Genomic DNA, 20,339 nt, shown 5'->3' on the forward strand with positions numbered 1-20,339 from the left:
CGGGCATCCCGCCCACTGCTGAGGCCGGCTATTGCTCCCGGGCTACACGGCGCAGGTCTTCTTCGGCAACCTGGAGGAGCCCTTCGAGCTGCCGCACCCGGTCGTCACCGACATCGCCGGAAGCCCGGGACCCGCGCGCCTGGTCCAGGAGCCGGATCGCTTCTTTGTGGTTGGCCTTGGCGACGTCGAGGGCGTGTTCAAGGGTGGTCTCGTGGAGAGTTTCGTTATCCATGCCACCAGTGTGATCCCGATTCCCGGCTGATTCCAGCAAATCAGCCGGGAATGTCGGGCGGCCAGCCCGGCAAACGGCCTAGACAGCGATTGCTGCCAACGCCGCAGCGGCTTCCTTGGCGGGGAACGCCGGCGGGTTGACTCCGGCCATCTCTTCCATAACCCGGACTACCTGGCAGCTGTAACCGAATTCATTGTCGTACCAGACGTAAAGAATCAGGTTCTTGCCGTTGGAGATGGTGGCGAGGCCGTCCACGATGCCGGCACGGCGTGAGCCAACAAAGTCCGTGGAAACAACCTCGGGCGAATCGATGTAGTCAATCTGCTTGCGGAGGTCCGAATGCAGGGACATCTGGCGCAGATAGTCGTTCACCTCATCCTTGGTGGTTCCGCTCTCCAGGCTGAGGTTCAGAATGGCCAGCGAAACGTCCGGCGTGGGGACGCGGATTGAGCTGCCGGTGAGCTTTCCCAGCAGCTCGGGCAGCGCCTTCGCCACAGCAGTGGCCGCTCCGGTTTCGGTGATAACCATGTTCAGCGCGGCGGAGCGGCCGCGGCGGTCGCCCTTGTGGAAGTTGTCGATCAGGTTCTGGTCGTTGGTGAAGGAGTGGACGGTTTCAACGTGCCCGTGGATCACGCCGAACTTGTCGTTGATGGCCTTCAGGACCGGGGTGATGGCGTTCGTGGTGCAGGACGCTGCGGACACGATCTGGTCCGTGTCCTCGATGCTGCGGTGGTTAATACCGTGCACGATGTTCTTCAGGTCGCCCTTGCCCGGCGCCGTCAGGAGAACCCGCGCAACACCCTTGCTCTGCAGGTGCTGGGACAGGCCTTCGGCGTCACGCCAGCGGCCAGTGTTGTCCACCACCAGGGCGTTGTGGATGCCGTAGGCGGTGTAGTCGATCGTGGCAGGATTGTCCGAGTAGATGACCTGGACCTGTACACCGTTCGCCGTAATGGTGTTGGCAGCCTCATCCACCCGGATGGTTCCCTCGAAGGAACCGTGGACCGAGTCGCGGCGCAGGAGGCTGGCGCGCTTGGTGAGGTCCTTGTCCGAGCCGCGGCGCACCACGATGGCGCGCAGGCGCAGGCCGTGGCCGCCACCGGCCTTTTCGATCAGGAGGCGCGCCAGCAGGCGGCCGATCCGGCCAAAACCGTACAGCACAACGTCGGTGCTGGTGCGGTCATCGCGACCGCGCCTGCCAACGACCTCGGCAAGTTCGGCGCGGAGGAACTCTTCCAGGGTGGCGCCGTCGCCTTCTGCCTTGAACTTCTCCGCCAGTCGGGCGACGTCGATGGCCGCCGCACCCAGCTCCAGCTGAGCCAGGATGTTCAGCAGCGGTGCGGTCTCTTCGAGCAGGAGCTCGGTGTTGCTCATGCGGCGGGCGAACCGGTGCGCCTTGAGGATGTTCATGGTGGATTTGTTGATCAGGCTCCGGCCATGAATGCTGGTCACCACGTTGTTTTCGCGGTACAGCCGGCCAATCACCGGAATCATGGCCTCGGCGAGAGCCTCCCGGCCCATCCACGTATCAAGACAAGAATCTGACGTCTGGCTCACAGAACTACCTTCCTCGGTTCAGCCGCATACGTCGTCGTACGCGGTTGGCGGCCACCTGATGATGTCCAGGGGCTCTGGCACCGGCAGGATGCGGTCCATCCCGGGTGCCGTGGAGAAGCGCAAAGAAAAGCCACCGGCTGCGAACGCAGACCCGGCGGCAGAACTCCTACGTTCGCTCTCCATTCTAGGCTGGAGCAGACCCGCGGACCGCCGCCACCAGCGTGAAATCACTCACATACGGGGCGGGTCCGTGCCCGGCGGGAGGTGTTGGATGGGTTGACCGATACGCCGGGTTCTGTGCTCCCGTACCGTTACCAGCGCGGGAGTAGCGGCCATCCATCTACGGACGCCGTTGCCGACGCCCTCCAGCGGCCTACCCGGACACTCGGGCGGGCAGCCCTCAAACGTGTCCTGTCTGGCCTTGCTCCGGGTGGGGTTTACCTAGCCTTCCCGGTCACCCGGGAAGCTGGTGGTCTCTTACACCACCGTTTCACCCTTACCTGCTGAGCTTCCGTTGCCGGAAGACGCAGGCGGTCTGTTCTCTGTGGCACTGGCCTGCGGGTTACCCCGAGTGGGCGTTACCCACCACCCTGCCCTGCGGAGCCCGGACGTTCCTCGAGCCACTTGCGTGACGCGCGGCCGCCTGGTCAACCCATCCGCAGCCCAGTCTACCGCCGGCAGGAGGCCACGCCGTCGCCGGTAAGATCGTACGGTGCTGATTCTGCTTCCCCCCTCCGAAGGCAAGACCCCCGCAGTCCGCGGATCCGCCGTCGACTGGCCGTCACTGAGCTTTCCCGAACTCAACACCTATCGGGCCAAAGTCCTGGAGGCGCTGGGGACGGTCAGCGCACATGAGGATGCCCTCGCGCTGCTGGGCGTCGGCGCATCGCTGCAGGACGACGTCGAACGCAACACCCGGCTCCACGCCGAACCGGCCGCCCCGGCACACCAGATCTATTCCGGCGTTCTGTACGACGCCCTCGGCTACAAAACCCTGACGCCGGCGCAGCGGCGGAAGGCCGATGTATCCGTGCTGGTGATCTCGGCGCTATGGGGCGCCATCCGCTTCGCGGACAGTGTGCCCGCCTACCGGCTGTCGATGGGAACGGCACTGCCCGACGTCGGCCGCCTCGCCTCGTTCTGGAAGCCTCAGATTTCGGCGGCCCTCGCGGAGTCGGCGTCCGGGCATCTGCTCGTGGACTGCCGCTCCAGCACCTATGCCGCCGCCTGGACACCGCCGCCGGCTCAGACGGTGGCCGTCAATGTTTTTACTGAGGTCAATGGCGTGCGCAAGGTGGTCAGCCACTTCGCCAAGCACACCCGCGGCGAGCTGGCGCGGCACCTGCTGGCCCGGCGCGGCAATGCCCCGCTGACTCCGGGGCAGCTACTGAAGGCCACGCGCGAAAAATGGGACGCCGAGCTGGTGGATGGTTCAGTGCGGAAACCGCATGCCCTGAACATCATCCTGCCCAACCCGGTAGCACAAACAGTCGCTCTGAGCGTTCACAACGGCAGTTAGAGCGCCCCATATGGGCTGTTAGTTAGCTGGGGCGGGAGTGTTCCACTCAGCGGAGCGCACCAGGATGGCACCCGAATCCGGGCAGAACACAATGTCGTCTTCGGAGGCGGCCTTGATCTCGGCGAGGTCCCCGGGACTCAGCTTCATTCCGGAGGCCTCAGAGGTGCCGTGGAACAACCGGGCGGCGCCCACGCCCCGCTTTGCCAGCGTCTTTTCGTAGATAGCCAGCATCCCGGCATCGAGTCCTTCAGCGAACGCGGCGCGCTTGCCGCGGACAATGGTCGCTTCAGCAGCCACTTCGGCCAGGGCTTCATCGAGTTCGGCGCGGATGCCGCCGAAGGAGCCCTGGACGTTATCCACGATGAGCTGCTGGGCAGCCTGACGCTCGCGCAGCGAATCCAGGCGTTCCAGGACTTCCAGCTCCACGTCTTCAAGGTCGGAGCGGCGCTTGTTGAGGGACGCGATGTCCTTCTGCAGGGCCACCAGGTCCTTTGACAGCCCCGTCCCGCTGTTGAGCCGCGCTTCGTCGCGTTCGATGCGGGAGGCGACCTGCTCGACGTCGGCCTCGGCGCGCTTCAGCTCGGCTTCGGCGTCGTGGACGGCCATCTTGGCAGCGCCGAGTTCGCCGTTGGCGACGGACAGGGCCGATTGCAGGTCCTCGATCCGGGGATCGGTTTCCAGGGCGCGGCGGCGGTTGGACAGGGACCTGAGCTTTGCGTCCAGCCCCTGCAGTTCGAGCAACTTCAACTGTTCCGCCGGTGCTGCCTTGGCCACTATTTACCTCCGCTAAATCCAATCCGGCCGAAGCCGGGCACCGTATCGGCGCTTTATAGACTCTAGCGCCTGGCGTGCTCCCCTGCCTCGCTAGCTCGCCTGGGGCCCCTCGCCCGCACGGCTTAGCCCGGAGTCAGAATGAAGTCCCACGGATCGCTGTTGGTGGTGCTTACCTGGATCTCGACGTCGTGGCCCTGATCGGCTAGCACATTGCCCAGCGCCGACGCCGCAGCAGGCAGCCACAGCCATTCGCTGGCAAAGTGCGAAACGTCAATCAGGTAGGGCCGGCCGTTCACTGCCGCTTCACGGGCTTCGGACGCCGGATGATGGCGGAGGTCGGCGGTGACATAGACGTCGGCGTTGTTGGCCCGCACCTCATTGAACAGCGAATCCCCCGCGCCCCCGCACACCGCAATGCGCCGCACCAGCCCGTCCTTGTCCCCGGACACACGGACTCCGCCGGCCACCGACGGCAGGATGCCGAACACCCGGGCAGCGAAATCGCCCAGGCTCATCACGTCCGCCAGATCACCCACACGTCCGATGCCTTCCTCGGGCAGTCCGTTCGCGGCCACCGTCAGCGGGACAACGCCCTCAAGTCCCAGCGCATCGGCCAGGACGTCGGAAACGCCCCCGACGGCGGAATCACCGTTGGTATGGACGGTCAACAGTGCGGTTCCGGACTCGATAAGGCGGTGGATAGCCTGCCCTTTGGCAGTGGTGGCCGCCACGGACGTGACGCCTTTGAGGAGCAACGGGTGATGGGTAATCAGGAGCTCGGCACCCCATTCCACGGCTTCCTCGATCACCGTAAGCGTCGGATCAACGGCGAACATCACCCTTGTCACGGGCGCTGACGGGTGCCCGGCCACCAGCCCCACTTCGTCCCAGTTTTCGGCCAGCGACTCGGGCCAGAGTTCCTCAACCGCCAGCAGCACCTGCCCCAGCGTGGGAGCAGCCGGACCAGCCGCTGCAGCGTCCGCCCCGGTAAGGGTGCCGTCGTCGTGCTTGTCCGCATCTCTGACGCCGATGTCTGCAGGTTCCATAGTCTCAGTTTTACCCCATCGGTCCGTTTGCCCCGCATATTTCAAACTCTCGTAGGGTGGTCAGGGAATCATCTGGCGCGCTCAACCATTGAAGAGGTCATGAAAACTTTTGTTCTTGGCGGGGGCTGCTTCTGGTGCCTCGACGCCGTCTACCAAATAACCAAAGGGGTCACGTCGGTGATTTCCGGGTACACGGGCGGCCATGACCCTCAGCCGGACTACTACTCCGTCTGTGGCGGAACCACTGGCCACGCTGAAGTCGTGGCGGTCACTTTCGACGAATCCGTCATCCCGGCTGAGGTCATCCTGGACATGTTCTTCGCGCTGCACGATCCCACCACGCTCAATCGCCAGGGGTACGACGTGGGCACGCAGTACCGGTCGTCAATGTTCTATGAGACCACCGAAGAGAAGATCCTGTTCGAGGAGGCGATCGACCGGAACCAGGCTCTCTGGTCCCATCCGATCGTTACGGAGGTCAGCCGGCTCCCCCGCTTCCATGTCGCGGAGGACTTTCACCAGGACTACTACGCCAAGTATCCCGAGCAGGGATACTGCCAGGTGATCATCAATCCCAAGCTCGCCAAGGCCAGGAAATATTACTCTGCGTGGCTTAATGCTTAGCAGCGCCCGCTCAGCCATCGTTAGGCTGACCTCAGCATTCACACTTGAGAGATAGGCATATCTACATGGCACGGATCTATGACGATGTAACGCAGTTGGTCGGCGGCACTCCGCTGGTCCGCCTGAACCGGTTAACCGAGGGCCTGGGCGCGACTGTGGCGGTCAAGCTTGAGTTCTACAACCCGGCCAACAGCGTCAAGGACCGCATCGGAGTGGCCATCGTTGACGCCGCCGAGAAGTCGGGCGCCCTCAAGCCCGGCGGCACCATCGTTGAAGGCACCTCCGGCAACACCGGCATCGCCCTTGCCATGGTGGGTGCGGCCCGCGGTTACAAGGTCATCCTGACCATGCCCGAGACCATGTCCACGGAACGCCGCGTTATGCTGCGGGCGTTCGGCGCCGAGATTGTCCTGACCCCGGGTTCCGAGGGCATGCGCGGCGCCGTGGAAAAGGCCCAGGAAATCGTGGCCAACACGGAAAACTCCATCTGGGCCCAGCAGTTCGCCAACGAGGCCAACCCTGAGATCCACCGCACCACCACCGCCGAGGAAATCTGGTCCGACACCGACGGCAAGGTGGACATCTTCGTCGCCGGCATCGGCACCGGCGGAACCGTCACCGGCGTCGGCCAGGTTCTGAAGGAGCGCAATCCTGAGGTCCAGATTGTCGCCATCGAACCGAAGGACTCCGCCATCCTGAACGGCGGCGCTCCCGGGCCGCACAAGATCCAGGGCATCGGCGCGAACTTCATCCCGGAAATCCTGGACACCAACGTCTACGACGAAGTCCTGGATGCCACCTTGGAGGACTCCGTCCGGGTCGCCCGTGAACTCGGCGTCAAAGAAGGCATCCTCGGCGGCATCTCCTCCGGTGCCATCGTCTGGGGGGCCCTGGAACTGGCCAAGCGTCCGGAGAATGCCGGCAAGCTGATCGTCGCGGTTGTCTGCGACTTCGGTGAGCGTTACATCTCCACCGTGCTCTATGACGACATCCGCGGCTGATCAGCCCGTTGTCGCCCCGTTTCCTGTAGAAAGAACTTTGTGGGCTTTTTCGCAAGACTGAAGGAAGATCTCGACGCCGCCCGGTCACACGACCCGGCGGCTCGAGGTTCTTTTGAGAACTTTTTCGCCTATTCCGGGCTGCATGCCATCTGGATCCACCGGCTGACGCACCATATGTGGCAAACCCCGGGACTGCGGTTCCCGGCGCGGCTGGTGTCGCAGCTGGGCCGCTTCCTGACCGGAATCGAGATCCATCCCGGCGCCACGATCGGCCGGCGTTTCTTCATCGACCACGGCATGGGTGTGGTCATCGGCGAAACCGCGGAAATCGGCGAAGACGTGATGATTTATCACGGCGTCACGCTGGGCGGCCGCTCGCTGGCCAAGGTCAAGCGCCATCCCACCATCGAGGACCGGGTCACCATCGGCGCCGGAGCCAAGGTCCTGGGACCCATCACCATCGGCCGGGACAGCGCCGTGGGCGCCAACGCCGTGGTGGTCAAGGACGCGCCACCGGAATCGATTGTGACCGGCGTGCCGGCCAAGTGGCGCCACCGTGATGCCCAGCGCGAAACCAAGCCCGCCGTGGATCCGGCCGAGTACGACATCGAATACCGGATCTGATCCGTCACTGCAGCCCTACCCGGCGACACGCTTCAGGACTGCCGTGACCACTGCATCATAGAGCCGGTCCGGCAGGACGCGCCGAAGGCCAAGAATGGCCGCCGCTCCCCTGCCCACCGGGTACCGGGTGCGGGGACGGGCGGCCGTGGCCGCGTGCAGGACAGCGGCCGCAATCACCGCCGGCTGCGTTGACGTTTCAGGCCTGTCCGTGGACGCCAGGACGTGCGCCATGTGCCGTGCCTGTGCGGCATACGGCCCCTCGCCGCTGCTGGCCAGCAGCCCGTCAGCGGAAATCCGGCCCCACTCACTGAGCGTACTTGCCGGTTCGATGATGGCTACCTCGACGCCGTGCGGTTTGAGTTCCAGCCGCAGTGCATCGCTCATGCCCTCAACGGCGAATTTCGTGGCATGGTACCAGGCGCCGAGGGGTTCGTAGAATTTTCCGCCGATGGACGAAATGTTGATGATTCTGCCCCGTCCCGCACTCCGCATGGCCGGCAGGACCAGCTGCGTCATCCTGGCGAGGCCAAAGACGTTCACCTCAAATTGGCGCCGGCCCTCGGCCAGGTCCACCTGTTCCAGCGCCCCGTAAGACCCGTATCCGGCGTTGTTGACCAGGACATCAATCCGCCCGCGCTCTTCCAGGACACGGCCGACGGCGGCACGCATCGAATCGTCGTCCGTCACGTCCAGCGCCAGGACCTGGACGCCCAGCACCTTCAGCGGCTCCATCCTGTCCACCCGGCGGGCGCCGGCATAGACGATGAAACCGTGGCTGCTGAGCTTCTTCGCCGCCTCGAAGCCGATACCCGTGGATGCTCCCGTAACTAATGCGACTGGCTTGGGCATTCTGACTCCTTGGATGGACGGACACCACAACTGCCGGAAACGCCAACGGCCGGCAGCTCCCAGAATATCCGGGAACTGCCGGCCGCAGGGTTTGCAGCTTGATGCAATCAGAGCGTGGTGACTAGTGCGTGTCCACTGCTTCGATTTCGGACTTGTCCTCGCCCCACAGGGTGTGGAACGTGCCCTCGGCGTCGACTCGGCCGTAGGTGTGCGCGCCGAAAAGGTCGCGCTGGCCCTGGATCACTGCGGCCGGCAGGCGCTTGCGGCGCAGTCCGTCGTAGTAGGCCAGTGACGAGGAGAAGACCGGCACGGGGATGCCGAGCTGGACGGCGGTGGAGACCACACGGCGCCATGCCGGCAGGACATCGGCGATGGCCTTGGTGAACGCCGGGGCGAACAGCAGATTGGCCGGCTTGTCTTCTGCGGCGTAGGCCTTGGTGATCTCCTTGAGCAGTTCTGCACGGATGATGCAGCCGCCGCGCCACAGCGAAGCGATCTCGTCCAGCTTGAGGTCCCAGCCGTATTCCTTGGCTGCTGAGGTCAGCATGTCCAGGCCCTGGGCGTAGGAAACCAGCTTGGACGCGTAGAGCGCCTGGCGGACGTCCTCAACAAAGGTGTCCGGAACGTCGACGGCGATTTCCTCGCCGGCGAGGAGTTCCTGGGCGATCTTGCGCTGCTCGGTCTGCGATGACAGGGCACGGGCGAAGACCGACTCGGCGATGCCCGACGTCGGGGACCCCAGCTCCAGCGCGGAGATGACCGTCCAGCGTCCGGTGCCCTTCTGGCCGGCGGCATCCACCACAACGTCCACAAACGGCTTGCCGGTTCGGGTGTCAACGTGGCCCAGGACCTCGGCGGAGATTTCGATCAGGAAGGAGGCGAGTTCGCCCCTGTTCCATTCTTCGAAGATCTTGGCCTGGTCGGCGGGCTCGATGCCGGCGCCGGAGCGGAGGAGGTCGAAGGCTTCGCCGATGACCTGCATGTCGGCGTATTCGATGCCGTTGTGGACCATCTTGACGAAGTGGCCGGCGCCGTCGGTGCCGATCCACGCGCAGCAGGGCTTGCCATCCACGTGCGCGGCGATCTTTTCGAGCAGCGGACCGAGGGCGTCGTAGGACTCCTTGGAACCACCGGGCATGATGGACGGGCCGTTCAGGGCTCCTTCCTCACCGCCGGAGACGCCGATGCCGACGAAGTGCAGGTCCTTCTTCGCCAGCGCGGCTTCGCGGCGGCGGGTGTCCTCGTAGTGGGAGTTTCCGGCGTCGATGATGATGTCGCCAGCTTCCAGGAGAGGTTCAAGCTGCTCGATGACCGAGTCAACCGGCTTGCCGGCCTTGACCATGATCAGGACGCGGCGGGGCTTCTCCAGGGAGTCAACAAGCTCCTGCAACGTTTCGGTGCGGACGAAGTCGCCGTCCGTGCCGTGCTTTGCAAGTAAAGCGTCAGTCTTTTCGACCGACCTGTTGTGCAGGGCAACGGTGAAGCCGTTGCGGGCCAGGTTGCGGGCCAGGTTGGCGCCCATCACCGCAAGGCCGGTGACACCGATGTGTGCAGACATCAAAACTCCAATTTCGTTGTGCAATGGATGTGCAGATGGCTCCGCGTTCGCTGCGAAGCACGCTGTCACGAACCGATGGATCCTAATAAAGCATATATATTCAATCGGCTTGAGGGAAGCGGTGCCCACTTTGTGGAACGTGGCCAGTCAATCCCAGTTTAGGCTTGAGTCCATGTCGACCAGCCTGCACCACCGTGCCATTGAGAACCTTGGCACCCGGATCATCACGGGCGAGCTGCCTACCGGACACGTCATGCTGGCCGAGCACCTTGAGGAAGAGCTGAAGGTTTCGCGGTCCGTGGTCCGCGAGGCCGTGCGGGTTCTGCAGTCCCTGGGCCTCGTGGAAACCACCAAGCGGGTAGGTATCCGCGTGCTGCCGCCGAGCCGCTGGAACCCCTTCGACTCCCAGGTCATCCGCTGGCGGCTGTCCAGCGACGCCCGCGGCGCCCAGCTGCGGTCACTGATCGAACTGCGTTCCGCCGTCGAGCCCGCCGCGGCCGAGCTGGCAGCGAACAATGCCCCGGCGCAGCTGCGGCGGGAACTGGTGGACATCGCCCACGCGCTGCGCGACGCCGGCCACTCCGGGGACGCGCAGAAGTTCCTGGAGCTGGATATCGCTTTTCATTCGGTCCTGCTTTCCGGCTCGGGCAACGAAATGTTTGCCAACCTGATGGGGCAGGTGGCAGAGACCCTGACGGGACGCACGGTCCACGGACTGATGCCGGACCACCCCCACGAGGGGGCGCTCCAGTGGCACGTCGATCTGGCCGAAGCGGTCGCCGCCGGGGACGCCGCCACGGCCCGGGACGCGTCCGAACAGATCATGCGCCGCACCACCTCCCGGCTGTCCGGAACCTGGACGGACCAGCCCCGGGTGTTTATCCCGGTCCGCCGGAACTGACCTCACCCGGAACCGGCCCCGAGACCAGCACTTCCTATATCGCGTTATTCGGGTTGGAAGTTGAGGAGGACTTTTCCTGATGCGGCGGAGTTCCTGGCGGTTTCGAAGGCTTCGAGTCCGTGGTTGAGGGGGTATTCGTGGGTGATGACGGAGTTGATGTGGAGGGTGCCGTCGGCGAGGGCGGTGATGACGTCGTCGATCTCGTTGGTGAAGCGGAAGGATCCGCGCAGGTCCAGTTCCCGGGTGATGGCCAGGGAAATCAGCACCGGCTGGGGTCCGGTGGGCAGCAGCCCGACCATGACCACGGTCCCGCCGCGCCCCGCGCCCTGGATGGCTGAGGCCAGGCCGTGGTGGCTGCCCGAGGACTCAATCACCACATCGGCCTGCACCGCGGCGATCGCGTCCGTGTCCCCGGCCTGCAGGGTCTGATCCGCGCCGACCACGGCGGCGATCTCCAACGGTTTGGTATGGACGTCGACGGCGGTGATCCGTCCCGCGCCGGCACGTTTCAGGACCGCGACGGCCAGCGTCCCGATCGGGCCGCACCCGATCACCAGCACACTCTTGCCCGCGACGTCCCCGGCCCTCGCGACGGCGTGCCAGGCCACGGCGGCCGGCTCGATCAGGGCCGCGGTCCGCAGGTCCACGCCCGCCGGGAGCGCCCGCAGCATCCGGGACGGCAGGTTCACATACCGGGCGAACGCACCGTCGGTGTGCGGAAACCGCGCCGCACTGCCCAAATACGTACACCCCGGGGACAAGTTGGGCCGGCCCGCCGGCCACCGCACATCCCCCGCACCGGGTCCCGGGGTGGCCGGGTGGACCGCGACCGCGGTCCCCACACCCGGGCCGGTCCCGTCCGCCGCGGCCGCTACCACGGTCCCGGAAATCTCATGCCCGAGCACCATCGGCGCCTTCAGGACCGACTCCCCCGCCGCGCCATGGAGCCAGTAATGCAGGTCCGACCCGCAGATCCCGCCATACGCAACCTCCACCACGGCCTCGCCCGGGCCAGGCACACCCAACGGGACCTCCTCGACCCGCAGGTCCCCGGCTGCGTACGCCACCACCGCCGGACCCGACACCGGCAGCACTGTTGCTTCGGTCCCCTGAGCCACTATTCCTGTGCCCATCAGACCACCACCGTCATTCCGCCGTCGATGAAGATCGTCTGCCCGTTCACAAAGTCCGACCCGTCCGAGGCCAGCCACACCGCAGGGCCCGCCAGGTCCTGGACCGTGCCCCACCGATGCGCCGGGGTCCGGCCCAGGATCCAGGCATTGAACTGCTCATCGTTTACCAGGTTCTGCGTCATCTCGGTATGGATGTAACCCGGGGCGATCCCGTTGATCTGCAGCCCCGAGCCCGCCCACTCCGCCGTCATCGCCCGGGTCAGGTTCCGCAACCCGCCCTTCGCCGCCACATACGGGGCGATCGTGGGCCGGGCCAGGTCCGTCTGCACCGAACAGATATTGATGATCTTGCCCCTCCCGCGCGGGATCATGTGCCGCGCGGCCTCACGCCCCACCAGGAACGCGCTCGTCAGATCCGTCCTGATCACCCGCTCCCAATCCGCGACATCAAGCTCCAGCATCGGCACCCGATGCTGGACCCCGGCATTATTCACCAGGATCTGCAACGGCCCCACATGCTCCTCCACCCACAAAATACCCCGCGCAGCCTCGGCATCACTCGTAACATCAAACGCGACACTATGCACCCGCCCCGGGGCAAAATCCGCGGCCATCACCACCTCCGCCGCCTTCAACCGCTCCGCATTAATCCCGTTCAGCACCACCGTCGCCCCGGCCCCAGCCAACGCCCGCGCCAACGCATTACCAATCCCCCGACTCGAACCCGTCACCAAGGCAACCCGCCCCGTCAAATCAAAAAGAGTACTCATGGTGCAGCTGTCCCTTTCGTTGCGGTCTCCGCAGGTTCCGCGATATTGGTGTTGTCGCTCAGATTCGAAATGGCCTGGCGGACCACGGCAAGGTCCTGATCGCCAAGGCCCTGGCGCTTGAGTTCGGCGTAAAGTTCGACGCCGGCAGTCGCCATCGGCACGGCAGCGCCGGACGCCCGGGCTGATTCGAGCACAAAGGACAGGTCCTTATGCATGAACTTCGCCGGACCTGTGGGTGTGTAGTCCTTCCGAACCAAACGCGGTCCCACGTTCTCCAGTACGCGGCTGCCCGCAAGGCCACCGGACAGGACGTCGAAAAGCGCTGCCGGATCCATCCCGGAGCGCTCGGCGAGCTCGGCCGCTTCGGCTAGTGCCGCCGTCGTGGTTCCTACAATGAGCTGGTTGCAAGCCTTGGCGAGCGACCCTGCGCCCAGCGGGCCCATGCGCCTGACGGTGGTTCCCATCGCGTTGAAGAAGGGCTCGAGCTGCCGGAACTCGTCCGCGTCACAGCCGGCCATGATCGCCAGTGTCCCGTCGGTCGCGCCCTTGGTGCCGCCACTGACCGGGGCGTCCACCACGGTGGCGCGTCCCTGGCTTGCCTCGCGTACGCGGCGCCCGAAGGCCTGGACCTTTGCCGGTGAGACTGAGCTTGTGACCACCACGGCAGTGCGGGGCTGCGGCGGATTTTCGTCCCAGCTCGTCAGCAGCCCCGCCGATGCCTCTTCGATGAAGGAAAGGTCCGGGAGCATAAAGGCGATGATTGGCAGGTCCCGCAGGGATGCTACGTCCGGCGCGGAGCAGCCACCCTGCGCCACAAACTCCTGCAGGGGTCCCTCGGACCGGTTCCAGGCGGTAACCGCCCAGCCGGCCCGGACCAGATTGGTCGCCATCGGCAGGCCCATCAGCCCCAGGCCTACAAAGCCCGCTGTTCTGTCTTCCATAAATAGGCCTCGACTCACATCGTTGTGTGGTTAATTAAGGGAAATCTGTCCAATATCCTAGCCGCTATTCAGTATGATGAACACTATGACGACTCTAAACACCGTCGCGATCGCCGTCCCGCTCGAAGCAGAGCTGGTGGAGCGCATCCGCGCCGTAGACCCCTCCGTAACCGTCCTCTATGAGCCGGAGCTGCTTCCGCCCGAGCGTTTTCCGGCCGACCACTCCGGGGATCCGGACTTCGAACGCACGCCTGCGCAGGAGGAGCAGTACTGGGCCATGCTCAACAAGGCGCAGGTTCTGTACGGCTTGCCCAACGAAAGCCCTGCGGGCCTGGCCCGCATCGCGCTCGAGAATCCTCGGCTCCAGTGGGTCCATGCCATGGCCGCCGGCGCCGGCGGTGCCGTTAAGGCCTCCGGGCTGGACCAGGAAACCCTCCTCAAATTCAAGGTGACAACCTCAGCCGGCGTCCACGCCCTGCCGCTGGCAGAATTTGCTGCCCTGGGGATCCTCAACGGCTTCAAGCGCAGCGCCGAGCTGGCCCAGGACCAGGCCGCCAAGGTGTGGCCCGAGCTTCGGACCCCTACCCGCCTGGTCAGCGGTTCCACACTGGTAGTGACCGGCCTGGGCGAAATCGGGCTGGAGACAGCCCGGATCGCACGCGCCCTGGGCATGACGGTCAGCGGCACCAAACGAAACGTTGAGCCGATCGAAGGAATCGAGCAGGTCGCCGGCAACAACGGTCTCCCCGGGCTGCTCGCCACGGCAGACGCCGTCGTCAACACCCTGCCCGGCACGCCGTACACGGAAAAGCTGTTCAACCGTGAGGTGTTTGCCGCCATGAAGCCGGGAACGGTGTTTGTGAACGTGGGCCGCGGCACCGTGGTGGACGAGGACGCCCTGTTGGAGGCCCTGGACAACGGCCAGGTCTCCTACGCCTGCCTCGATGTCTTCGCCGTGGAACCGCTCCCCCGGGACAGCCCGCTCTGGAACCACCCCAAAGTTATGGTGTCGCCGCATACCTCGGCGCTCAGCGCCGCGGAGAACCGGCTGATCGCGGACCGCTTCTGCAGCAACCTGCGAACGTTCCTCAATGGCGGCGACCTGCCTCACCTCGTAGACCCGGTCCACTTCTACTGAGGGACAGCCGCCGGCCTGAACCACAGAGCCCCTTGCCGTGGATCCTGGAAAAGGGAATCCACGGCAGGGGCTCTTTTGTGTCGGCGGTTATCTGGGCAACCAGCAGGGGAACAACCAGCCGGCCGGCACCGGGAAGGCGCACCCGGAGTGCGCGTTAAAGCAGGAAGGCGGCCTCCCCATGCATGGGAGGCCGCCTTTTGCGTCAGTGGAGTGCCTAGCCGGCATCCTCCACCAGGAGCAGGTCCCGGCCGTTGGTTTCGGGGGCGAAGAAGGTGGTGCCGAAGGAGATCAGCGCCAGGACCAGGGAGTAGATCGCGGGAACGAGCCAGGAGTGGCCGGTCGCAGCCAGCAGCGCTACACCGATCATGGGCGCGAATCCGCCTGCCAGGACGGCAGAGAGTTCACGGCTCAGCGCTACACCCGTGAAGCGGTGCTGGGAGCCGAAGAGTTCCGGGAGCATGGCACACTGAGGGCCCAGCATTGACTGCACGCCGAGAGAAATGCCCAGCACCATGACCACCCAGACGAGGGTGACATTGCCGAGCGTGACCAGGTAGAAGGCCGGCAGGGCGATGACGGCCTGGAAGAGGGCGCCGCAGCGGTACACCGGTACGCGGCCGAAGCGGTCGGACAGGGCGCCGAACGTGACCACCATGACCGCTGCGAATCCGGCGGCGATGAGGAGGCCGGTGGGGCCGATGAACTTGTCGCCGGCGAAGACTCCGGCGGGCAGGCTGATGAAGGACACCAGGAGGGCGGAGTAGATGGAGGAGTTTCCGTTTTCTCCCATGCGCAGGCCGATGCCGATGAGCACGTTCTTCTTTGAGTGCTTCCAGATCTGCACCACAGGGTTCTTTACCACGGCCTTGTGCTTTTCCAGTTCCTGGAAGACCGGCGTTTCCTTAAGCCGGAGCCGAATAAAGACCGCGATGGCGATCAGGATGACGCTGGCCAGGAACGGAACGCGCCACAGCCAGCCCTGCAGCACCTCTTTGTCAGCCAGTGCCATCAATGCGAAGGTGCCTGCGCCGAGCAGGGTGCCCAGCTGGATGCCGACGAATGGCAGTGCGGCAAAGAAACCACGACGCCGGCGCGGGGCCACTTCTGAAATCAGGGTGGTGGCGCCTGCCTGCTCGGCACCGGCACCCAGGCCCTGGAGGATTCGAAGGGCCACCAGGAGCACCGCGCCGACCATGCCGGCCTGTTCAAAGGTGGGCAGGAGCCCGATGGCGAAACTGGCCATGCCCATCAGGCCGATGGTCAGGACCAGGACCATCTTCCGGCCGAACCGGTCGCCGATGTAGCCGAAGACGACGCCGCCGAACGGCCGGGCGGCGAAGCCCACACCGTAGGTGGCGAACGAGGCGATCACGGCGCCGCTTTCCCCCAGCGGTGAGAAGAAGAGCGGTCCAAAGATCAATGCCGAGGCAAGGCCGTAGATGTAGAAGTCGTAGTACTCCAGTGCGGAGCCTACAGAACTGGCAAGAGTTGCCCTTCGCAGCTGGTCCGGATCGACGGCGGCGCCGTCCATGTCAGTCTGCGGTGATTTAGTACGAGTTGTCACAAGAACTCCCTCAAAAACACTCCAGGCCCCCGTTGGCCTGGTGGGATAGCGAGGACACCCCATGGCGTCGATCACTATATTGAACAGAGTACAGCAAGCTGAACACAGAGCAAGTGGTTGACAGTTTTTGTTCACAACCGGCGCTATGAACGTTAAGTAGCCCCGTCAGGGCAGAGTACTTAGCCCATGGGGTTGCCCAGCGACCGCGCCAGCTCGTTCAGTTCCTTGATCATCCGGGCACCCTGCTCCGCGGAATATGTGGCTTTAAGGGCCGTGACTGACAATCCAAGGCTCGGGCCGTGGGCGCCGCGCGTAGGCACCGATACAGCCAGGCAGACTACTCCCGTAGTAGATTCCTCGTCCTCGAACGCGTAGCCCTGTTCCCGGATGGTGGTCAGCTGGGCCTTCAGTTCCGCTCCGGTGCGGAGGGACTTCGGGGTCAGGACCGGAAGTTCGGCGTCATCGGAAAACATGGCGTCGACGTCATGGTCGTGAAGGCGGGCAATCAGGGCCTTGCCAACGGCACATAGGGACACCGGCATCTTGTCGCCGATGTTGGACGTCAGGCGGACCGCCGGATGGCCCTCGTAGCGGGCCAGATAGATGACGTTGGTTCCGTCCAGCATGGCGATGCGTACCGTCTCCCCGGAAAGGGTCGGCGCCTGTTCGCAGAACCGGTAGAACTCCTGCACTTCGTCAAGCCGGCTCAGATATGCCGCGCCGAGTTCCACGAGCTTGCGGCCCAGCGTGAATTCGGCGCCCTGGCGGCTGATCAGCCTGGCTTCTTCCAACGCCAGCAACAGGTTTGAGGTGGACGACTTGGGGATTCCCAGCTCGCGGGCCAGGTCGCTCAGCGTCAGCCTTCCGGTAGCAGAGGCTGCCAACGCGTCCATGACGGCGGCGGCACGAGTGACCGCCGGCGCGGGCGACGTGCTCCCCAAACCCTCGGAGGAGCGGGGGGTGCGGGAATCGGCCATGATTCTCCTTCGATCGGCACGCCAGGGCGCGTCGCATAGATACGTTCATTCTGCTGAACAGTAACCATCATAATGGCTTGGCGGCGCTTCAGGGCCCGGACAAAAGGCTACGTCCGCCGCGCCAGGAACCACGTTTCGCGTGGCATTTGTTTGTTTCAGGAAGTTCACGGTATATTCATTCCAGACCCTCCACCGCGGCATCCCCCAATAGTCGCGGTGGAGGGTTTTCCAATGCCCAAATGTTCTCTCGGCATCTGCCGCCGGATTCAGGCGACGTCCACCACGGCTTCCCTGAGCCTCCAGCCGCCACCGAGTCCGTCGCGCTCCAGCACCATGGTGGTCAGCGCGGAATGCGGATTGTGACCCAGCCGCACTTGGACCTGCAACACCTCAACATCCACACGGCCCAGCCCCTTGGGCATACGGCGCTGCGCCTCCCACCAGCTCACACGCTCAAACCATCTCACTGCATCGGCGCCGACGGCCCATTCCCTGCCGTTGCTGACTACCGCCGTCGGGCTGCCGTCCTGGGCCGTCTTCACCACCACGTATTCCATAGCACGAACAGTAGGGACAGCCACCGACAATTAAAGCGCCCTGGCCGAACTGAGCCAGCAGGGCACGGACTGTTAACCTCTTGGCCGCCTGCGGAGCCCAGTACGGAAGACGGTGCAGGGCAACAAAAACCCCGCCGTTCCCAGCCAATCTGGCCAGGAACAACGGGGTTTGATGGTGGGTCCTACCGGGATCGAACCGATGACATCCACGGTGTAAACGTGGCGCTCTACCAGCTGAGCTAAAGACCCGAACGGCCGGTTTTTCTCGCCTCAGCGCGTCAACCAACGAACATAAACTCTACCTGACGGGCGGGAAGAAAAGCCAATCGACGCCTTCGTCCCCGTCATGGGTCAAGATCGGGGAGTTCGGCGGCGAGCCAGGTCAGCGCCTCGCTGACGCCTGCGTGGAGCTTGATGGTGGCGTATTGATCGCCCCGTGTATCGCCCCTGTTGATGATCACTACCGGCTTGCCGTCCTTCGCCGCGTGGCGGACGAACCGCAGTCCGCTCATCACGGTCAGCGATGATCCGGCAACAAGTAATGCCCCTGCGGCGTCCACCATCGCGTACGCGGCTTCCGCGCGGTCCTTGGGCACGTTCTCGCCGAAGTAGACAAAGTCAGGCTTGAGCATTCCGCCACAGGCGGGGCAGGCAGCGACCACAAAACTGCTGATCAGCGCCGAGTCCTCAACTGTGGCGTCGGCGTCGGGCGCCATTTCCGCCAGGCCGGACGTGGTGGCGCGTGCCAGGAAGCCGGGATTCAGTTCTTCGAGGACCCCCGCCAGCAGGTGGCGCGTGTATGTGTGCTGGCAAGCCAGACAAACCACCCGGTCATAACGTCCGTGGAGGTCAATGACATTCCGGCTGCCGGCATCTTCATGGAGCCGGTCCACGTTCTGCGTGATCAATCCGGTGAGCAGGCCCCGCCGCTCCAGTTCTGCGGCCGCACGATGCCCGGGGTTTGGATCCGCGTGCCACAACCTGGACCAGCCGATGTGGTTCCGTGCCCAGTAGCGCTGGCGGTTGGCGCCCTCGCGTACAAATTCCTGGTATGTCATGGGCGAACGTGGTACGGCGTTCGGCCCCCGGTAATCCGGAATGCCCGAATCGGTGCTCAGCCCGGCGCCCGTGAGCAGCGCCAGCCGTTTGCGGGACAACAGCTCCCGGACGCGCTCCAGTCCTTGAAGATCCGCACTGGCCAGCGCAGCAGGGTCAGCGGCCGGCAGGCTGGCGAAGCCCGTCAGGCCGATGCCGTGCCGCTGCTGGTCCATGCGGCGTCAGCTCTGTTCCAGGCCTGCCAGAGCATCCTGGTAGTCTGCGAGCTCGCGGGCCTGGCCGCGCGGATTCACCACAACGTAGCGGATTGTTCCGGCTGCATCGATGATGAACGTCCCGCGCCCCGCCATGCCGCTCTCCGGGTCGAAGACACCATAGGCGGAGGCGACGGCGCCGTGCGGCCAGAAGTCGGCCAGAAGATCAAAGCCGTAGCTTTCCTTCTCGGCATAGGCCCGCAGGCTGAACTTGCTGTCCACGGACACTGCCAGGACCGTGGCCCTGGCATCCTCGAACGCTGTCAGGTTGTCACGGATTTCACAGAGTTCACCGGTGCAGACACCCGAAAATGCAAACGGATAAAACACCAGCACAACGTTCTGCCCGCGTAAAGAGGACAACCGGACAGGTTCTCCGAACTGGTTCACCAGCTCAAAGTCCGGGGCAAGTTCCCCCACCGCCGGAACAGTCTGGCCGACTACGGCGAGAGCTGAGGTCACTTGTTCTTCCTGCTGACCAGGCGGGTGGCGCTCCAGTCCTTCGACACACCTGCGGAGGTGGTGAGGTGCAGGCCCGCGGTGGGTGCCGCTTCCTGGATCTCCGCCGGCGACACATACCCGGTGCGCCCGGACTTTGGCGTCAACACCCAGACAACCCCGTTTTCACTCAGGGTGGTCAGGGAATCCATGAGGGTATCGATCAGATCCCCGTCGCCGTCCCGCCACCAAAAAATGACGGCGTCAACAACGTCGTGGTCGTCCTCGTCCAGGAGTTCGGACCCTGTCAGGTCCTCAATATCGTCACGTAAGTCGAAATCGACGTCGTCGTCGTAACCGAACTCCTGAATCAGATCCCCATTTTTGAAACCCAATTTTTCCGCCACATTTACCGAAGTGGCGGCGTCGGCCTCGCTCACGTGTTCCTCCAATGCCTAATACATGCAATGCGCATAGTGATTTCCATTACTCCCAGCCAACACCCTTTGTGCCCGCGCTTCAAGCTGCCACCACCGAGATCCGCCATATTCTGCATCACATCCGGCGCAGTCAGCCTGCGTTGCAGCGGCTTTCGTCACACAACCAGTATGACGGCGAAATACAACGGGGACGCCACAGACGCGGCTACGCATCGCGCTGGAGTCACAGCTAGAGTGGCTGGTGACAACTATGCCTGCGGGGCGACCGCCTGGAACTCAATGGCAGACATAGGCGTGCTAGGACCCTGCCCGGCGCACATGACCGGGCTGTTGTAACCGATACGTCGCACACGTCGCATTCATGCCGGACAGTCACCCTGCCCGGC

General features: G+C 64.4%; 21 protein-coding genes, 1 tRNA gene and 1 other RNA gene. 6 read left to right on the top strand and 17 right to left on the bottom strand.

Annotated features, from left to right (window positions below; translation table 11 throughout):
• Positions 1-28: 28 nt before the first annotated feature.
• From FYJ92_RS11140 to rnpB, 3 genes are all read right to left on the bottom strand, one after another.
• Complete coding sequence (locus FYJ92_RS11140) at positions 29-232, bottom strand: hypothetical protein (RefSeq protein ID WP_185260797.1); 204 nt, start codon at positions 230-232, stop codon at positions 29-31.
• A gap of 78 nt (positions 233-310) precedes the next feature.
• Positions 311-1,753: a glyceraldehyde-3-phosphate dehydrogenase gene (locus FYJ92_RS11145; protein ID WP_255482035.1), complete on the bottom strand. Its 1,443-nt coding sequence runs from the start codon at positions 1,751-1,753 to the stop codon at positions 311-313.
• A 304-nt stretch (positions 1,754-2,057) separates the two neighbouring features.
• Positions 2,058-2,444: RNase P RNA component class A (gene rnpB / locus FYJ92_RS11150), an RNA gene on the bottom strand.
• Positions 2,445-2,501: 57 nt separating this feature from the next.
• Here rnpB and FYJ92_RS11155 point away from each other — a divergent pair.
• Positions 2,502-3,308, top strand: a complete 807-nt coding sequence (locus FYJ92_RS11155; RefSeq protein ID WP_185260799.1) for a YaaA family protein — start codon at positions 2,502-2,504, stop codon at positions 3,306-3,308.
• An 18-nt stretch (positions 3,309-3,326) separates the two neighbouring features.
• Here FYJ92_RS11155 and FYJ92_RS11160 read toward each other — a convergent pair whose 3' ends face one another.
• Together FYJ92_RS11160 and FYJ92_RS11165 are read right to left on the bottom strand one after the other, a co-directional pair.
• On the bottom strand, positions 3,327-4,082 hold the full coding sequence (locus FYJ92_RS11160) for a zinc ribbon domain-containing protein (protein WP_185260800.1): 756 nt from the start codon (positions 4,080-4,082) through the stop codon (positions 3,327-3,329).
• Between the two features lie 122 nt (positions 4,083-4,204).
• A complete protein-coding gene (locus FYJ92_RS11165; protein ID WP_185260801.1) occupies positions 4,205-5,128 on the bottom strand; it encodes a Nif3-like dinuclear metal center hexameric protein in 924 nt (307 codons plus the stop codon).
• Between the two features lie 99 nt (positions 5,129-5,227).
• Here FYJ92_RS11165 and msrA point away from each other — a divergent pair, with 99 nt between their 5' ends.
• The 3 genes from msrA to epsC all read left to right on the top strand — a co-directional run bounded on the left by msrA (position 5,228) and on the right by epsC (position 7,377).
• Positions 5,228-5,752: a peptide-methionine (S)-S-oxide reductase MsrA gene (gene msrA / locus FYJ92_RS11170; protein ID WP_185260802.1), complete on the top strand. Its 525-nt coding sequence runs from the start codon at positions 5,228-5,230 to the stop codon at positions 5,750-5,752.
• Between the two features lie 65 nt (positions 5,753-5,817).
• Positions 5,818-6,753: a cysteine synthase A gene (cysK, locus tag FYJ92_RS11175; protein WP_185263766.1), complete on the top strand. Its 936-nt coding sequence runs from the start codon at positions 5,818-5,820 to the stop codon at positions 6,751-6,753.
• Positions 6,754-6,792: 39 nt separating this feature from the next.
• Positions 6,793-7,377 (top strand): serine O-acetyltransferase EpsC, encoded by a 585-nt coding sequence (epsC, locus tag FYJ92_RS11180; protein ID WP_185260803.1) that lies wholly within the window; start codon positions 6,793-6,795, stop codon positions 7,375-7,377.
• Between the two features lie 15 nt (positions 7,378-7,392).
• On the opposite strand, the gene FYJ92_RS11185 is transcribed toward epsC, so the two are convergent.
• Both FYJ92_RS11185 and gndA read right to left on the bottom strand, forming a co-directional pair.
• Entirely contained in the window at positions 7,393-8,226 is an 834-nt protein-coding gene (locus FYJ92_RS11185) for an oxidoreductase (protein ID WP_185260804.1), read from the bottom strand.
• A gap of 121 nt (positions 8,227-8,347) precedes the next feature.
• Positions 8,348-9,784 carry an NADP-dependent phosphogluconate dehydrogenase gene (gene gndA, locus FYJ92_RS11190; RefSeq protein WP_185260805.1) on the bottom strand — a complete coding sequence of 479 codons (1,437 nt, stop codon included), beginning with the start codon at positions 9,782-9,784 and terminating at the stop codon, positions 8,348-8,350.
• A gap of 172 nt (positions 9,785-9,956) precedes the next feature.
• On the opposite strand from gndA, the gene FYJ92_RS11195 reads away from it, so the two are divergent.
• Positions 9,957-10,685: a FadR/GntR family transcriptional regulator gene (locus FYJ92_RS11195; protein ID WP_185260806.1), complete on the top strand. Its 729-nt coding sequence runs from the start codon at positions 9,957-9,959 to the stop codon at positions 10,683-10,685.
• 44 nt (positions 10,686-10,729) lie between these two features.
• Here FYJ92_RS11195 and FYJ92_RS11200 read toward each other — a convergent pair whose 3' ends face one another.
• Genes FYJ92_RS11200 through FYJ92_RS11210 form a run of 3 tightly spaced genes read right to left on the bottom strand, consistent with a single transcriptional unit; the run spans position 10,730 to position 13,529 of the window.
• Positions 10,730-11,818, bottom strand: coding sequence for an L-idonate 5-dehydrogenase (locus FYJ92_RS11200; RefSeq protein ID WP_185260807.1), 1,089 nt, complete (start codon positions 11,816-11,818; stop codon positions 10,730-10,732).
• On the bottom strand, positions 11,818-12,588 hold the full coding sequence (locus FYJ92_RS11205; protein WP_185260808.1) for an SDR family oxidoreductase: 771 nt from the start codon (positions 12,586-12,588) through the stop codon (positions 11,818-11,820). The genes FYJ92_RS11200 and FYJ92_RS11205 overlap by 1 nt, the downstream gene beginning before the upstream one ends.
• Positions 12,585-13,529 carry an NAD(P)-dependent oxidoreductase gene (locus tag FYJ92_RS11210; RefSeq protein WP_185260809.1) on the bottom strand — a complete coding sequence of 315 codons (945 nt, stop codon included), beginning with the start codon at positions 13,527-13,529 and terminating at the stop codon, positions 12,585-12,587. Before FYJ92_RS11210 ends, FYJ92_RS11205 begins: the two co-directional genes overlap by 4 nt.
• Before the next feature lie 73 nt (positions 13,530-13,602).
• Here FYJ92_RS11210 and FYJ92_RS11215 point away from each other — a divergent pair, with 73 nt between their 5' ends.
• On the top strand, positions 13,603-14,667 hold the full coding sequence (locus FYJ92_RS11215) for a D-2-hydroxyacid dehydrogenase (RefSeq protein WP_185260810.1): 1,065 nt from the start codon (positions 13,603-13,605) through the stop codon (positions 14,665-14,667).
• 214 nt (positions 14,668-14,881) lie between these two features.
• Here the strand turns inward: FYJ92_RS11215 and FYJ92_RS11220 are convergent, their stop codons facing one another.
• From FYJ92_RS11220 to FYJ92_RS11250, 7 genes are all read right to left on the bottom strand, one after another.
• Entirely contained in the window at positions 14,882-16,198 is a 1,317-nt protein-coding gene (locus FYJ92_RS11220; protein WP_185263767.1) for an MFS transporter, read from the bottom strand.
• Positions 16,199-16,410: 212 nt separating this feature from the next.
• Complete coding sequence (locus tag FYJ92_RS11225; protein ID WP_185260811.1) at positions 16,411-17,208, bottom strand: IclR family transcriptional regulator; 798 nt, start codon at positions 17,206-17,208, stop codon at positions 16,411-16,413.
• 266 nt (positions 17,209-17,474) lie between these two features.
• Positions 17,475-17,765: a hypothetical protein gene (locus FYJ92_RS11230; RefSeq protein ID WP_185260812.1), complete on the bottom strand. Its 291-nt coding sequence runs from the start codon at positions 17,763-17,765 to the stop codon at positions 17,475-17,477.
• 173 nt (positions 17,766-17,938) lie between these two features.
• Positions 17,939-18,014: transfer RNA gene (locus tag FYJ92_RS11235), tRNA-Val, on the bottom strand.
• A 95-nt stretch (positions 18,015-18,109) separates the two neighbouring features.
• Positions 18,110-19,036, bottom strand: coding sequence for an NAD-dependent protein deacetylase (locus tag FYJ92_RS11240; RefSeq protein ID WP_185260813.1), 927 nt, complete (start codon positions 19,034-19,036; stop codon positions 18,110-18,112).
• 6 nt (positions 19,037-19,042) lie between these two features.
• Positions 19,043-19,537, bottom strand: coding sequence for a peroxiredoxin (locus tag FYJ92_RS11245; protein ID WP_185260814.1), 495 nt, complete (start codon positions 19,535-19,537; stop codon positions 19,043-19,045).
• Entirely contained in the window at positions 19,534-19,953 is a 420-nt protein-coding gene (locus FYJ92_RS11250; protein WP_185260815.1) for a DUF3052 domain-containing protein, read from the bottom strand. Before FYJ92_RS11250 ends, FYJ92_RS11245 begins: the two co-directional genes overlap by 4 nt.
• Between the last annotated feature and the right edge of the window lie 386 nt (positions 19,954-20,339).

Source organism: Pseudarthrobacter sp. NBSH8, from assembly GCF_014217545.1.
GTDB lineage: Bacteria > Actinomycetota > Actinomycetes > Actinomycetales > Micrococcaceae > Arthrobacter.